Origin of the sequence: Bartonella sp. B1098 (genome assembly GCF_944896145.1) — a bacterium.
Classification (GTDB): Bacteria; Pseudomonadota; Alphaproteobacteria; order Rhizobiales; family Rhizobiaceae; genus Bartonella.
Map to the genome: position 1 here is coordinate 474,199 of NZ_CALYLP010000002.1, position 16,075 is coordinate 490,273.

Annotated in this window: 7 protein-coding genes and 1 pseudogene; 5 read left to right on the top strand and 3 right to left on the bottom strand. The window is 36.0% G+C overall.

Annotation, left to right across the window (positions count from 1 at the left end; translation table 11 throughout):
* Window positions 1-21: 21 nt before the first annotated feature.
* The gene (locus tag NNJ85_RS02095) at window positions 22-1,815 is read right to left on the bottom strand and encodes a ShlB/FhaC/HecB family hemolysin secretion/activation protein (protein ID WP_254473163.1); all 1,794 of its coding nucleotides are present in this window, start codon (window positions 1,813-1,815) and stop codon (window positions 22-24) included.
* Between the two features lie 786 nt (window positions 1,816-2,601).
* Between NNJ85_RS02095 and NNJ85_RS02100 the strand changes: the two genes are divergently transcribed.
* From NNJ85_RS02100 to NNJ85_RS02115, 4 genes and pseudogenes are all read left to right on the top strand, one after another.
* Window positions 2,602-7,566: a type ISP restriction/modification enzyme gene (locus NNJ85_RS02100; protein ID WP_254473165.1), complete on the top strand. Its 4,965-nt coding sequence runs from the start codon at window positions 2,602-2,604 to the stop codon at window positions 7,564-7,566.
* A 1,335-nt stretch (window positions 7,567-8,901) separates the two neighbouring features.
* A pseudogene (locus tag NNJ85_RS02105) lies at window positions 8,902-9,659 on the top strand (hypothetical protein).
* A gap of 88 nt (window positions 9,660-9,747) precedes the next feature.
* The gene (locus NNJ85_RS02110; protein WP_254473166.1) at window positions 9,748-10,410 is read left to right on the top strand and encodes a hypothetical protein; all 663 of its coding nucleotides are present in this window, start codon (window positions 9,748-9,750) and stop codon (window positions 10,408-10,410) included.
* A gap of 84 nt (window positions 10,411-10,494) precedes the next feature.
* Window positions 10,495-11,247: a hypothetical protein gene (locus NNJ85_RS02115; protein ID WP_254473168.1), complete on the top strand. Its 753-nt coding sequence runs from the start codon at window positions 10,495-10,497 to the stop codon at window positions 11,245-11,247.
* 1,330 nt (window positions 11,248-12,577) lie between these two features.
* Here the strand turns inward: NNJ85_RS02115 and NNJ85_RS02120 are convergent.
* Window positions 12,578-13,057, bottom strand: a complete 480-nt coding sequence (locus tag NNJ85_RS02120; RefSeq protein WP_254473170.1) for a MaoC family dehydratase — start codon at window positions 13,055-13,057, stop codon at window positions 12,578-12,580.
* Window positions 13,058-13,218: 161 nt separating this feature from the next.
* Here NNJ85_RS02120 and NNJ85_RS02125 point away from each other — a divergent pair, with 161 nt between their 5' ends.
* Complete coding sequence (locus NNJ85_RS02125) at window positions 13,219-14,553, top strand: NAD(P)H-dependent oxidoreductase (protein WP_254473172.1); 1,335 nt, start codon at window positions 13,219-13,221, stop codon at window positions 14,551-14,553.
* Window positions 14,554-15,634: 1,081 nt separating this feature from the next.
* Here NNJ85_RS02125 and NNJ85_RS02130 read toward each other — a convergent pair.
* The gene (locus NNJ85_RS02130; RefSeq protein ID WP_254473174.1) at window positions 15,635-15,970 is read right to left on the bottom strand and encodes a hypothetical protein; all 336 of its coding nucleotides are present in this window, start codon (window positions 15,968-15,970) and stop codon (window positions 15,635-15,637) included.
* Window positions 15,971-16,075: the final 105 nt, after the last annotated feature.

Here is a 16,075-nt window from a genome sequence, read left to right on the forward strand (position 1 = left end):
CTGTACTCCCCATCGCTATCCTTAAAGATCCATTGTTAATGTCATTAAAAACGTGTCTGACTTTTTATGCTTGACTGTGCTCCAGAAAATACTGGAATAACTGGCATCAAGAGAAATCATGCCCCCCGAAAGCTTGACACCCGCGCTCCAACCTGCAAGCTGCTCATTGGTAAAACCATACAAAGGTTGTGCAAAAACACGACCATAATCCAAACCAACATAGGGGCGAAGTTCTCCAAAAACCTTTTTGAGCGTCGCGTTGTTGCGCCATGGAATAGTGCGCAGCATCAAATCATTACGGATAAAAAAGCCGTTATTGCCAAAAACCAAACTTTCACGCGTACCACGAACATTGGAAGCGCTCCCCAAAGATATCTGCTCTGCAGCTAATAAATTATGCGGTGAATATTGCCCACTGAAAAGATTGCTTAAGACAAAATTCCACCCACTCACCTCAAAGGGTGTCATGATATTGAGAGTCCCAGTAAATTTGGCAAATCGAGGCTCCGCATCCCCTGCTCCTGGAGCATGTTTTTTAACCGAATGAAAAAGCGGAAGTCCTTGCAAATAACTGATATCAAAGGTCCAAGTCCCCCCTAACAACTGACGAGAATGCGAAATCCCAAAATTGGCAACACTATATTGACGACTCCCCACTTCAATCTTATTGCCAAGAAGGTAGTTGTTGGTTCTTCTATAAGAAAGACCTAAATTCAAAGTCGTCAGAGAAACACTATTGCGGTGGAGTACCCTGCTTGTACTGGCGTGTAACTCACTGGAATCCCCCGTCGTTTCAATATCTGAAAAATTACCCTTGATAATGCTTTGATAATTATAAGCATAGCCATTTAAACCAAAGGTCCAATAACCATAGGGGATACTCACACTTGCTGAAATGTTATTACTATGACCCTCTTGCTGGCTCCCGCCCCAATAATCCGTTTGACTACGTTGATAGCTAAAATCCCATGCATCATTGAGACCTAAAATATTTTCTAACTTTAAGCCTGCACTATAACGGGCATAACCCGTGGAGGATTGTCCTAAATTATCATGGGAAACACTAACCTTGAAAGCTTTATCCGGTTGATTGTTAATATTGACAATGGTGCTCCCCTCTTCACGACCTGGTAGAAGCTCACTTTGAGCATGTGCTGAAAAAAGCCTGTTGATTTGATCAAGCCCCTGCTCAATATCGCGCATGTTGAGAATATGCCCTTCCAAACCCGGAAAAGCACTCCATACAACATGATTATGAGGAGAAGCCGGTAAACCATTGTAATAAATCTCTGACAGTTTGCCCTCAATAACAGCAAGCTTTAATGTCTTACTGCTTTTTATATCTTGATCGGGGATATAAAAACGCGCTGTGACATAGCCTTGATCCAAATAGATTTTGGTTAACCGCTTGATTAAAAGCTGAATATCGACAAGACCTATACATCTTCCAACATAAGGTTCTGTGACCGCTGCTATAGCACGCTTTTTGATGTGATAAACCCCATCAACAATAATATCATGAATTGCAAAACAGTACCCACTGCCCCAAAGTGCTCCCTGTTTTTCGTCAGCAGGCGTTGGAATGCCTTTGGGCGTTAAGGCACGTAAATTCTTAATTCTCTCTAATTGCTGCTTCTCAGATTGTTGGCGAGAAAAATTATCTGCTGGAGAATGAAAAATAGCCGATGACTGCGCATAAACAGTGACGCCTCTAAACATGCCAAAAAACACGAAAATAGCAAGAAAAAGTCTTAAAAAACACTCTCGACGTAAAAAGATAAATAACACGATAGATTTTCCCCCCGCTTTTGTCATTTATGAAGCATTATATCGCTTCATAAACTCTTGAGAATACCACTCAAAACACTCATTATTCTATGACGATTTCTAACAACAGAGCACATCGCTGCGTCCAAATAAAAATGCACTAAAATCCTGATTTTTATTTCTGAAGACCTCTCCCCGCACACATATATGGAAAAGTCTTTAACCAAAACTATTTAACAAGTCAATGTTCACAATGCCTCAATATCCCCAGTCAAGAAGCACACAAAACTCTTTTAAAGAGTATTAAGCAACCGTTCTCCAAAGAAAATGATCTGAATGACCTTATAAAAAGAGTTTAGTCAGTTCACTCTAGCCCCTATAGCATTTTTTTTAAATGAGAGGAAATAGAAAACATTATATTTCAATACGTTAGTATTTTAATGATACAACCCTTATTAAGATATAACCCATAAATTCAACTCATAATATATATGTGTCAGTTATCTGTCAGTAAATTGAACTGACACAAATACCCTTTTCAATGCTTTATAAAACTTATCAAAATAATCATTATGATATTTTAAGCGCCCATAGTGAATTTGTCTTGATTAACACATCAAATGAATAGCAAATTTCACTATTTTGCTGATCTGATCTTTCTCATAGGCTGTTGATAAGTATCCTTTTAAAACCTCTTTTGAAAAAATTATCGGCTTTTTTAGCAGTTTTTCCCCATTTTTATCGATATTTGTTTTAAACGCATTTAATTGAATTCGTTTTGATTCTTTTGATGGTTATTGATCATCTTATAAGACAAGGGATTTTTATTGTAATATGCTGCAATCTGTTAAGTCTGATAATAAACACGTCACGCTACGCTCTCTGTTGGACTATTATCGTCAACGAGCAAAATCACCCCGTGAATTGGGAACCCTTTTTGAAAATCTTGTGAAGGATTATCTGTCTGAGGACCCTCTTCAAAAGCAAGAATACGAAAAGGTTCAAACTTATTTGGAATGGGCTCAAGAGCATGATGAAGATGGGCGTGATATTGGCATTGATCTGGTCGCTACAATCCGTGATGACGGCGGCTATGCGGCTATTCAATGTAAATGCTATGATGCTTCTCACATCATTAAAAAAGAAGATATTGATAGTTTTATCGCTGCCTCTGGGAAGAAAATATTCACACGTCGCATATTGGTTGATAGCACTGAAAGCAATTGGAGTGATAATGCGAACAACACATGTGATGGTCAAGAAGTTCGTATTCAACAGATTAATCTGTTTGATTTAGAAAACAGCCAAATTGATTGGGGGGCTTATAAAGAAAGAGGACAAGCCGTCCTTAAAGAGCAACCGAAAAAAAAGCTTTTAGATCATCAAAAAGAAGCTCTTGAGAAAGTCTGTGAAGGTTTACAAGAAGCAGACCGTGGCAAGCTTATTATGGCATGTGGGACGGGCAAGACTTTCACAAGCCTTAAGATAGCAGAGACCATGGCGGGAAAAGGCAAGCGTGTGTTGTTTTTAGTCCCTTCTCTTGCTTTGATGTCACAAACAATCCGTGAATGGACCCTTGATACAGAAATTCCTTTACGTTCTTTTGCGGTGTGTTCGGATACACAAGTAGGAAAACGTCGTAAAGGGAAACATGATGATGAATCTGGTCTCGATGCTTCTGATCTTGTTTTACCCGCTACCACGGATTCACAAGAGCTTGCACGTAAAGCCAATAAAACCTCTCTTGATGTGATGACAGTCATCTTTTCAACCTATCATTCCATTCAAGTGATTTCGGATGCACAAAAGGATTATGGGTTACCCGAGTTTGATCTGATTATTTGCGATGAAGCTCATAGGACGACGGGGGTTGTATTGGGAACAGACAAGCATGAATCTGAATTTATCAAGGTTCATGACAACAGCATCATTGGCGGCAAAAAACGTCTATATATGACAGCAACGCCTAAGATCTTTGCTGACAATGCTAAAAAACAAGCTCATGAAATGAATGGCATTCTGGCGTCTATGGATGATGAAGCGCTTTATGGAAAAGAGCTTTACACCTATACATTCTCAAAAGCCGTCCAGAATGAACTCTTAGTTCCTTATAAGATTATTATCTTGGGTGTTGATGAGGGGGAAATCAGTGAATCCATTCAACATCTGATGACCGATGAGAATTATGAACTTATCCTTGATGATAAGACTAAGATTATAGGCTGTTATCAAGCTCTGAGTAAAATAGATTTGAAAGTTGATTTGAGTGATGACCCCAAGCCTATGCGGCGGGCTTTGGCTTTTTGTAAAGATATTAAGACCTCTGAACGTATCCGTGATACATTTAACTCTCAAGAAATCCAGAAAGAATTGTCTAATCTTCATAAGCTCTATAAAGAAACGCCGCCTCTTCAGTGTACCTTTGCGCATATTGATGGAACACAAAGTGCCAAGAAACGTAACGAAGCTCTTGATTGGTTAAAGGAAGATGCGGGGGAGCATACGTGTCGTGTGTTGACCAATGTGCGTTGTTTGTCTGAAGGTGTTGATGTTCCTGCTCTTGATGCGATTATGTTTTTACACCCGCGCAAAAGCCAAGTGGATGTGATACAGGCGGTGGGGCGTATCATGCGTCGTTCCAAGGGCAAGAAGAGAGGTTATATCATTTTACCCGTTGGGGTACCTGCTGGGGTTTCTGCTGAAGAGGTTTTAAAATACAACAAGAGATACAGTGTTGTCTGGCAAGTGATCAATGCGTTGCTTTCCCATGATGAGAACTTTGAAGTAACCCTTAACCAGATGATTTTAGGTCAAGATGTTAGTCATACTTTAGAGATTGCTGCCTTAAAGAGTATGACGACGGTTGAAGATAAACTCCATGTTTATGAGAAACCAGAAAGCACGGGTCTTGATATTGGAAAAGCAGCCTATGAACCACAAAAATACATTCATAGCGTAACAGGAAGATTACCCTTTTATAAAGAGTTTCCTAATGCCCTTAAAACTCTTCTGGCTAAGAAATTTACCCTTGCGGATTATTGGGGCATCTGGGCTGGCAATGTTGCTGAGATTGCGCAAAATTATATCAATCATCTTAAAGATATCCTATCCGATGAAACCAGTGAAGCCTATCATGCTTTTGAGAGCTTTCATAAAGAACTAAAAAACAACTTAAACAGCGACATCAAACAAGAAGAAGCTCTAGAGATGTTAGGACAACATCTTGTAACGCGTCCCGTGTTTGAGGCCTTGTTTGATGGAAATGAATTTGTGCAAAACAATGCCATTTCACAAGCGATGGAAAAGATTTTAGCTGAATTGGATAAAACCAATATCAAGCAAGTCTCTAAAGAATTACAAGAGTTTTATGACAGCGTAAAATTCCGTGCCTCTGGAATTACAACCCCCCAAGCAAGACAGAACCTTATTATCAAGCTTTATGAAGATTTTTTTACCAAGGCATTTAAGAAAACCACGGATAGGCTTGGGATTGTTTATACCCCCGTTGAGGTTGTGGATTTTATCATTCACTCTGTTGATGATGTTTTACGCAATGAATTTGGTAAAAGTCTAGGATCACGGGGTGTTTCTATTCTCGACCCTTTTACAGGTACTGGAACCTTTATCACACGGTTGTTACAATCAAATCTCATCAAACCAGAAGATATGGAATATAAGTTCCGTCATGATATTCATGCTAATGAGATTGTCTTGCTCGCCTATTACATAGCCGCGATTAACATTGAATCGACCTATCATAGTCTTATGAAAGGTGATTATATCCCATTCAAGCATATTGGTTTAACCGATACGTTTCGAATGCTTGAAGAGAAAGATCTTATGGAAGGTATACTCAAAGAAAACAGTGAATATTTAGAACATCAAAAGAAACTGGATATCAAAGTTATTTTTGGTAACCCTCCTTATTCCATAGGACAAAAAAGTGAAAATGATAATAATGCTAATATAACCTATATTGCACTTGATACAAGAATTCGTAATACATATGCATCAAGATCTCAAGCAACACTAAAAAGAAATCTGTATGATAGTTATATCCGTGCTATCCGCTGGGCAAGTGACCGTATAAAAGACCGTGGTGTTATTGGTTTTGTTACAAATGCAAGTTTTGTAGATGCAAACGCTATGGCTGGCTTACGAAAATGCCTCGTTGAGGAATTTAGCAGCCTTTATATTTTCCATTTACGGGGGAATGCACGAACGTCTGGAGAGCAGCGTAAAAAAGAAAGTGGGGGAATTTTTGGTGAGGGATCTCGAGCCCCTATAGCTATTTCCATTCTTGTAAAAAATCCAGAATCTGAACAACGTGGCAAGATATATTTCCGTGATATTGGAGATTATCTTAAAAGAGAAGAAAAACTTACGATAATTGAATCCCTTGGAAGCATTGATGGCATCACACGGAGTGAACAAGGTTGGAAAATAATTACACCAGATAAGCACGGTGATTGGATCAATCAACGTGATGAAAGTTTCAAATCATTTTTAGTGTTAGGTGATAAAAAGGTTGGTAATAAAAAGCTTTTTGATACTTTTTCTTGTGGTATTGTAACAAGTCGCGATGCATGGGTTTATAACTCAAGCCGTGAAGCTTTAGCGAAAAATATGAAATCTATGATCACTTTTTATAATAGTGAAGTGGAGCGTTTTAATGATACTTATGCACATGCTGAACGTAAATCACGTGTAAAAGTTGTAAATGATTTCGTAAATTCAGATGTGAAAAAAATTAGTTGGAGTTTTAGTATTAAACAGCAATTAATTAGAGGAAAGGTTTTTGACTTTGAAGATACATGCCTTATGCAAAGTTCATATCGCCCTTTTACACAACAATGGCTCTATTATAATCATACCTTTAATGAAGCAATTTATCAAATGCCGCGTATATTCCCAATAGGGCAAGCGGTTGATAATAAGGTGATACAACTTACAAGTACAGGAGCAACAAAAGACTTTTCTGTCATCATGATTAAGAAAGTACCTGATTTTCATGCAATAGATACTAGCCAATGCTTTCCACTATATATTTATGAAGATGTTACAGCCTTAAAAGATAATAATCAGTCTTATTTATTTACGAATTCTATAGAGAAAAGCAAAAATACTGGTTTACAGAGGCGTGATGCCATTACTGATGAAGGACTAGACCATTTTAAAGCTACTTATCCGAATGAAAAAATTACTAAAGATGATCTATTCTATTATGTTTATGGGATTTTGCATTCGGAAGATTATCGTACCCGTTATGCTGATAATCTCTCTAAAGAATTGCCTCGTATCCCTTGTGTAAAAACTGCTGATGATTTTTGGAAATTTGTTACAGCAGGACGTGAATTGGGTCATTTGCACGTCAATTATGAAACTGTAGAACCTTATCCAGTCACATTTAAAAAAGGCAATCCAAAATTAACTGATATTCCTAATCCAGAAGAATTTTACTACGTTACAGAAATGAAATTCGCAAAAGTTAAGAATAGTAAGGAAAAGGATAAAACAACGGTTATTTATAATAGCAATATCATTATGACAGATATCCCTCTAGAGGCTTATAACTATATCGTCAATGGTAGACCTGCTCTTGAATGGGTTATGGGGCGTCAATGTGTAAAGACTGATAAAAAAAGTGGTATTGTGAATGATGCCAATCGCTATGCTGTTGAGACCATTGGCAACCCTGCTTACCCTCTAGAATTGTTTCAAAAGGTTATTACCGTAAGTTTAGAGACAATGAAAATCGTGAAAAAACTACCAAAATTAGAACTTAAAGAAACTGAATAAGCTTATTAAGGTATGCTCATATAATGGGTATGCTATCTTATAAGGGGTATAGAGTCTTATAATCATAATCTATACCTCTTTTATTAAGTTGATTAGATACAATCTTAAAAGGAGTGTTTATATGTGTTCTTCTAAAAAGAAATCATTTGCACTTTTAAACACCCTTATTTGTATTGCTTTAAGACTTTGAAGAAATCCACTCTTAAATAGAATACGCTTCTTTTGGATTACCTTTAAGAGATTATACCGTAATCTAAAGTGATAGCTTTATCCTTTTCAAAAGCTTTGTTTAAAGAGAGTTACATATATTCATTTTGCTTATAGGTTTTGAAGGTTCCTAACACTCTCAAAACACCTTCAAAATATATTATGAGTTGTATTTATAGCTTTATAATATCACTATAGGTTGTTATTTTTAAACTTAATAAAAATTAAGATATTGAAATATAATAACTTTTATTTTTGATTAAAAAATATATAGAAAGGGGGGGCTAAAAAGAACTGACAAGACTGACAGCACTGACAAAAGTCTATTAAAAGGGATTTTGCTCATCTCTATAATTAACAATCTCTCTTTAGATGTTTTCATAACAAGCTATAAATCACAATTATCCTATTTATAATCTCTCTTATGAAAATGAAAAATGATGCGGTGGCTATAAAGATTATAACAGCTATAAAGCACGCGTGAAAAAAGCAGGGTTTCATAATCATAATGCATTTTCATAATCACAATGCAAATGAAAGCATGATTATAAAGACAATCCCTATAAAAGGCTGTTAAGTTGCAAATGTGTTATAAAAAGAAATTAACAGAAATCTTTAAAACCATTTAGTAAAAAACAAGATAGGTTATAAAGTTAAAAATACGCATGATGAGAGCGTTTATAAATATTATAAATGTATAGATTCAAAAAATAACGCAATTGTTTAAGAAAGCACATAATATAGCTTTAAAAGCATATAATAAAAAAGAAGCAATTCATAATCATATGATAAATATTTATACACAATGCATTTAAAAAAATCATAAAAAATATCAAAAAATATAAAATATTATTTGACAATAAATACGTATTTTGTTATATAAATAATCAAGTGATTAACAAACACTTTCGTTAAGCGGATAGGTTACGAAACAACCTCTCTTATGCTTTTAAAATACTGGCTGTTTTTTATGTGTTAATTAGCATATAATGACTCTGTCGGGTGTGCTTACACCATACAATACCCTTATGGGAAAAGTGTAAGCAACGGACTTAACGCCGTGTTTGTTAGCACCCGATGCTTGTTAAGAGTGTCAATAACAAACAATTTTACGTTAAGGTTTTAATTATGACAAATATATCAAAAAACACCCCCGTTATTTCTAACATTTCAAATGAAACCGCTTCTATTAACAAACAAGAGCCTGCAAAAAATACGAATTTATTGATGATTGTGAATATATAGATGGTCATTTCTTAAAGCGAATTAGAGCTTTAAGAGATTTTGATGATGTCAAAAAAGGCGACCTCGGGGGGTATATTGAAAGTGAAGATAATCTCTCTCATGATGGCAATTGCTGGGTTTATGATAAAGCACGCGTTTTCCAAAATGCTAGGGTTTTTGAGAATGCTAAAGTAAAAAGCTTTTTTGTCGATGTTTATGGCAATGCTAAAATTTATGGCAATGCTATTTTTCAAGGCATGGCAATAAATGATTATTGTGAGGTTTATGGCAATGCTCATATTGAAAATGCCGTTATAATTGAAGGAAATGTTAAAATTTATGATAACGCCCGTGTAAGTGGGCATGCGCATATTTCTGATATGTCTGTTGTTTGTGATAATGCTCATGTCGGTGGCAATGCAAAAATAAGTGATGGTGCTTATATATGTGATTATTCTTATGTTATTGATGATGCCGTGGTTTGTGGTTCTTATGTATCAGGTTCTTCTTGTGTTCATAGCGCTGCCTCTTTAACTTCTGATGATCAAATTCATGATGAGGCAATTCCAAGATTTGGTAGTAAAGATGATTATTATCGTCATGAATATTATGATGATTATAGCTATGATGATGACAGCGCATATGAAAGTGACGCTGCTTAAATAAAGCACGGGCGCGGCGGGGGCGCCTGCTTTCTAACCAAATTCTTTCATTTTAAAAATTGAATCTTCTTTATAAAGGAATTGTGCTATGCAAAAAAAGTTTGCACTCACAAATGAGACACGTGTATTAAATAATCAAACTCTTTATCGTATTAAAGCATTAAGAGACTTTGCTGATGTTAAAGCCGGCTCTTTAGGTGGCTTTATTGCAAATGAAAGTAACCTCTCTCATGATGGCAATTGCTGGGTATATGATAAAGCTCTTGTTTTAAATACTGCCTATATTTATGAAAATGCAAAAGTTTCTAATAACGCTATTATCATGGGCTTTGTTTATGGCAATGCGCATGTTTGTGACCGCGCCCGCGTTTATGCAAATGCTCATGTTTATGACAATGCGCATCTTTCTTATAACGCTTGGGTTTATCAATATGCAAGGGTTTATGGGAATGCAAAATTGTCAGGAAGTGCTCGTATTCATAGCAATGCCGTGGTTTATGATCATGCTGTTGTGAGTGGCGCTGCAAAAATATATGGCAAGGTTTATGGTAATGCTAGCGTGGGGTCTCATACTGATGTTTATGGCTCTGTTTATGGGAATGCGAAAATCTCTGATTATATCGTGATTAGAGGCAAGGTCTATGGCAATGCAAGGATAAAAAGACATAGCGGTTTATGTTGGGTTCCCATAAATTGTGAGGTTTATGAAAGCGATCACGTTGTCAAGATTATTGAAAACAAAGCAGCATAAATAAAAGCAGCGGCGCGGCGGGGGCGCCCCCTCTTTAAAACATTTCATTTAAAAATTTAAATCTCTTTATAAAGGAATTGTGCTATGCAAAAAAAGTTTGCACTCACAAATGAGACACGTGTATTAAATAATCAAACTCTTTATCGTATTAAAGCATTAAGAGACTTTGCTGATGTTAAAGCCGGCTCTTTAGGTGGCTTTATTGAAAAGGAAGATAACCTCTCTCATGATGGTAATTGCTGGGTTTATGATGAGGCTCTTGTTTATGGCTATGCTCATGTTTCTGACAATGCAAAAGTAAGGCATTCTTCTCAAGTGCGGGGGCGTGTCTATGGCAATGCTGAGGTTTATGGCAAGGCTGTAATCACTCGATATGCAAAAATTTATGACCATGCTTGTGTCTATGACAGTGCTCATGTCGCAGGGAATGTTTATGGCAAAGCTCATGTGAGTGGTTGCGCCCGTATTTATAGCAATTCCCATATTTATAATCATGCGTGCGTTTCTCATGATGCTTTTGTTTATGATCATGCAAGGATCTATGGTCATTCAAAGGTTTCTGGGTCTGCTTGTATTTACAGCAGTGCAAAAATTTATGGACAAGCTGCTATCAAAGGCTTTGCAAAGATTTATGGCAAGGTCTATGGCAATGCTATAGTGAGTGGTCGTGCCGCGGTTTATGGCTCTGTTTATGGGAATGCGAAAATCTCTGGTTATGTCAAGGTTTGGGGTCGTGCCTATGGAAGAGCAAAAATAGATACACAAAGTAAAATAAGATTGGTTCCCGATAATTATGAGGTCTATAAAAGCGATGAGGTTGTAAAGATTGAGAAATAAAACAAATAATAGTATGTGAGTGCCTTCTTTATGGCTATAAATGCATTATAAGCATTGTTTAAAACGTATCATAAAAGAGAGAATTCAAAAAGAAAGCCGTGCCAAATGATATGACGCGGCTTTCTAATTCTGATTCTAATGATTAAAAATTAATCACCCACAATGGAGTAATGCATGCCTATATACAAAACGTATTATATTGCAAGCGCTTTCTTGTTTTTATGAAAACTTATCAAAAGGAACATAAATGATGGGTATCATCTTGATAGCATTCATTTGAATGAGAAAAACTATAAACGCTTGTTATGGCTATCAAACGTATTAATAAAATGCCCTTTTCTTTAAAGAGATTCATTTGAAACGAAGCACATGATCAAAATGCTTCTTTAGAACGTTTTAAAATACTAAGCTCAAAATTGAGTTGAGTGAATTCAAATAACTGACATTCTAAAATAAAAACGTATTAAAATGCTTTGTAGGTTTATTAAGACAATCAAAAGAAAATGTGTATTAAGTGAGTGTCTATAACACCATTTACGAGCGTTAGCTTTTAAAGCAGCTTTTCTATAAGATAAATAAACAAACGCTTTTTAGAACCCAAGTTTTAAGATTTGCTCTGCTGTGAAATCTAAATCTTTGCTTTTTGATAAATGAAACATTCTTAAAAGAAAATGATAACTGTTATAAAACATCAGTTTCAAACGATTACTCTTATATCTTTAGATTTTGCGCTCGCCAATTTTGGCGAATGTTAATTTGTTCCTTTATACGACTAACAATCCAATCTTTAAAACAAGCTATGATTTTTAAACGTATGTTATCGATAATTTAAAACGATGATTAAATTTTAAAACAATGCGAGTTGTGAGTGATAAAAACGTATCATAAATTTTATGAACTGTTATGAATGATAGCTGCTTTTCATTTCATTTAAATGACACATGCGTTATAATATTTACGTCATGATTTTGCTTTTTATGCTCTATTCATACATGGCAATTGTTTATAAAAATGGTCAATTTAAACATGCATAAAAGTGTGGATTCATATAAAATAATTGTACTCAACATATTGACTTTATTGTGTTTTTTGATATTATGTTTCTTCTTGCACAGGCGCCTCCACTTTTAAACGTGCAAATGAGTAGTTTTAATTGTTTCAACATGGAAATAAGTTTAAAATAAGAAAATCTTACGATATTCTGGAGTCGCATTCAGGATGAATGATACGAGATTATTCTTATAAATCAATATATTTTCAATGTTATCATCGAAGAAAATTCTCATAAAATCGTATGAAAATTCTTCTCAAATAAAGCACGCAAATCATCTTAAGGATTGGAAAATTTTTTTCCCATCACAGCAACAATAAGCCATCGAGCGGTAAGGGCTGGTTTTTTTAACTGTTCCACTTCCACTGTAACCCCATAATGGAAAACCACCCGACCAGAAGGGCGAATTTCTGCATCATCGAGTACAAAACGCGCCCGTATCCGTGTTCCTGTTTTCACAGGACTCATGAAGCGTACTTTATCAAAACCATAATTAATCCCCATTGTAGCCCCTTCTAACTCTGGAAGAGCCTCATAAGCAAGCGTAGATAAAAGCGATAATGTTAAAAACCCATGAGCAATCGTTCCCCCGAAAGGTGTCTTTTTAGCCTTTTCCTCATCAACGTGTATCCATTGATGATCATCTGTAGCGCATGCAAATTGATTAATCATATCCTGTGTAACAAGACGCCACTGCGATAATCCCATTTCTTTTCCAATAAAAGTAGTGACATCTTGTACTGTGATTTTTTGCTGCATAACGCTAGTCCTATTTTATTTTATAAAAGCAATCCCCCCTTGCTTTTATAAAACCCATTGATTAGAGCATCAAGAATAAAAGATTAATTGTCTTAAAAACAAATACACCTTATGAATGAGAATTTCTTTTTAGTAGAATAGTGTTCAAATGGGAAAAAAGAATGGCAAGCAATGTAACCCTAACAGGTTTAGCGCATGATTTGAAGCAACGTGCGGAAAACCATCCCCCCATCCGTATTGGACTGATTGGTTGTGGAGAGATGGGCACAGATTTATTATCAAGTATTGCGCAAATGGAGGGAATAACCGTTGCTGCTGTAGCCACGAGGACACCGTCACGAATTTTTGATGCTGCAACACTTGCCTATGGCGAAGAGGGACATGTCTGTGAAGTTGAAAATACTCATGCCCTCACGCAAAGCATTGAAAAGGATTTGATTGCGGCAACAGATGATATTGACCTTGTTTTACGCCATGAACAAATTGATATTATCGTTGATGCAACAGGCTACCCTGAAGCGGGAGCAGAAATTGGCTTTAAAGCGCTTGAAAACAACAAACATCTTGTCATGATGAATGTTGAAGCTGATGCTACGATTGGCGTGTATCTGAAACATGAAGCAGAAAAACGAGGACTTATTTATACCCTTGGTGCTGGTGATGAACCGACTTCCTGCATGGAACTCATCGAGTTTGTTTCAGCTCTTGGGCATAAAATTGTTGCAGCGGGAAAGGGAAAAAATAATCCTCTGCTCTTTGATGCCACACCCGATGCTTACGAAGAAGAAGCATTACGGCGTAATATGAATGTGCGCATGTTGGTTGAATTTATTGATGGTTCCAAAACGATGGTTGAAATGGCTGCCATTGCCAATGCCACTGGACTTCTCCCTGATTGCCCAGGAATGCATGGCCCCCAAGCGGCACTGCAAGATTTAAACAAAGTCCTTATTCCAAAACAAGATGGCGGTATTTTGCAGCAATATGGTGTGGTGGATTATTCAATAGGTCAAGGTGTTTCTCCAGGTGTCTTTGTCATTGCAGAAATAGCACACCCACGTTTACGCGAACGTATGGAAGATTTAAAAATTGGTCAGGGACCTTATTTCACCTTTCACCGCCCCTATCATCTCACAGCAATGGAAATTCCCCTCACCTGTGCACGCGTGATGCTTTATGGTAAAAAAGATATGGTTCCTCTTAACCACCCCGTAGTAGAAGTCTGTGCTGTTGCTAAAAAAGATTTATACCCCGGCGATCAGTTAGATTTTATCGGTCTTTATACGTATCGCGCTTGGATCATGAATATTGCAGAAGCACGCACCCACCAAGCCATTCCTTGTGGTCTTTTAGAAAAAGCAACAGTCACAGCTGCAATTAAAAAAAACGAACTCATTACAGTACATAATACAACTATTCGTGAAGATCAATGGATTGCACGTCTTCGTGCCAAACAAGATCTTTTGCTTGATTGCTCTTTTCCCACCAAACTATAAACATCCTCTTCTTACCCTAACATAAAAATCCACCGATGTATAAAGAACAACGTTCCCTTTCTACAGGAGAGTAATGCATAAAAAATAAACGCATTCTGGGTTAAAAACAACACTTCCTTCGTGAAGATCATCACGTAGATTGCAAATCCTTATTCAAAACAAGATTTTATGCTTTCTTTCCCTTTCCTTCCATTCATGCATTCCCTTCTTATCCCCTTCCTTAATATCCCCCTTCCCTTGCGCAACAGAATACCCAGAATACACTTGTATTACACATTCAGGTTTCTGCTTGAATAAAGACATTTTCCAACGCCGTCCATCACCACCTCCCTCTCACAAACAAGTGCGCATCAATGTCATACCAAAATCCCCATGAGGTGGTCTAAGATTCGTTATGTACCACTCCACTATCTTTACGCTATAAAGATACGAAACCAGCATCATCATTTATTTTCCTATATTACGATAGCCCTTAAGCCTTACAAACTAATTCATGAGAAAATTTTTACCCTTTTCTTAAAGAGTTTTTACCCATACACAAATGCAACTTGCGATATGCAAAAAATGCTTTTGATGAATCCAACATACACAGATTTAAAATGGTAAATATTTATAAAACAATCAGTTTATTTTTAATTTAATAGTTTGATTTATAATGATAACTTACCATCAGTCACGCACATTAGAAGAGAAAATACAGAAATTTTTTATTTTATCTCTTCTTGTTTGACCCTTCTAAAAAACATTTTAAAAAAGATAAATATACCTTTGATGAATAATCTTTATATAGCAATATTAAAAAGGCTAATAAAGAGGATGAAAGTGTTAAACCTTATGACGAGGGAATAACCATAAACTATAAAAAATCTGGTTGCACCACTTTGAAAATAAAAAACATCAATTGCAGGATATTGAACTTTAATAACATCAACAAAAGATATATTTAGTATTCATAATAGTGACTTTTTCATCCAATAGAGCATAACTAAGTTTAAATATTGATTTTTTCAAAATAAGGAAATGAAAGAAGAACTCATCGACAAAGTCGATGAGTTCTTCTAGTAAAGTGTACAGAATATTCCTAAAAAGAGACAACAGCTCCCACTATATCTCCAACACATAAAGAAGCAAGAAGCGAGAAAACACCTATCCCACTCCAAAAGACTGAACCTGAATATGCAGAAACTTTTTCAATTTTTCCAAAAGCAACGCCATCTTGTTCCTCAACGCCGTAAATAATAGTTCTATCCGCAGCTTTAATAACTGCACTGTTGTCTACTGTAGAAACAGAAATTGCCATTCTCTCTTTAAATTGATTTTTTACAAAACTTGCATTCCCCTCTATAATTTGTACAAAAAAAAGAATAAGGAGTGTAAAAGTAAATGAACATACACGATTTTTAAATATTTTAAACATAGCTTCATTTGCTCCTCTTTTTCTTCAGTGAAAAAGTGAAAGAATATTTACATATATAAACACAAATAACACAATATGATATATTATATGTAATTTTATATTAAA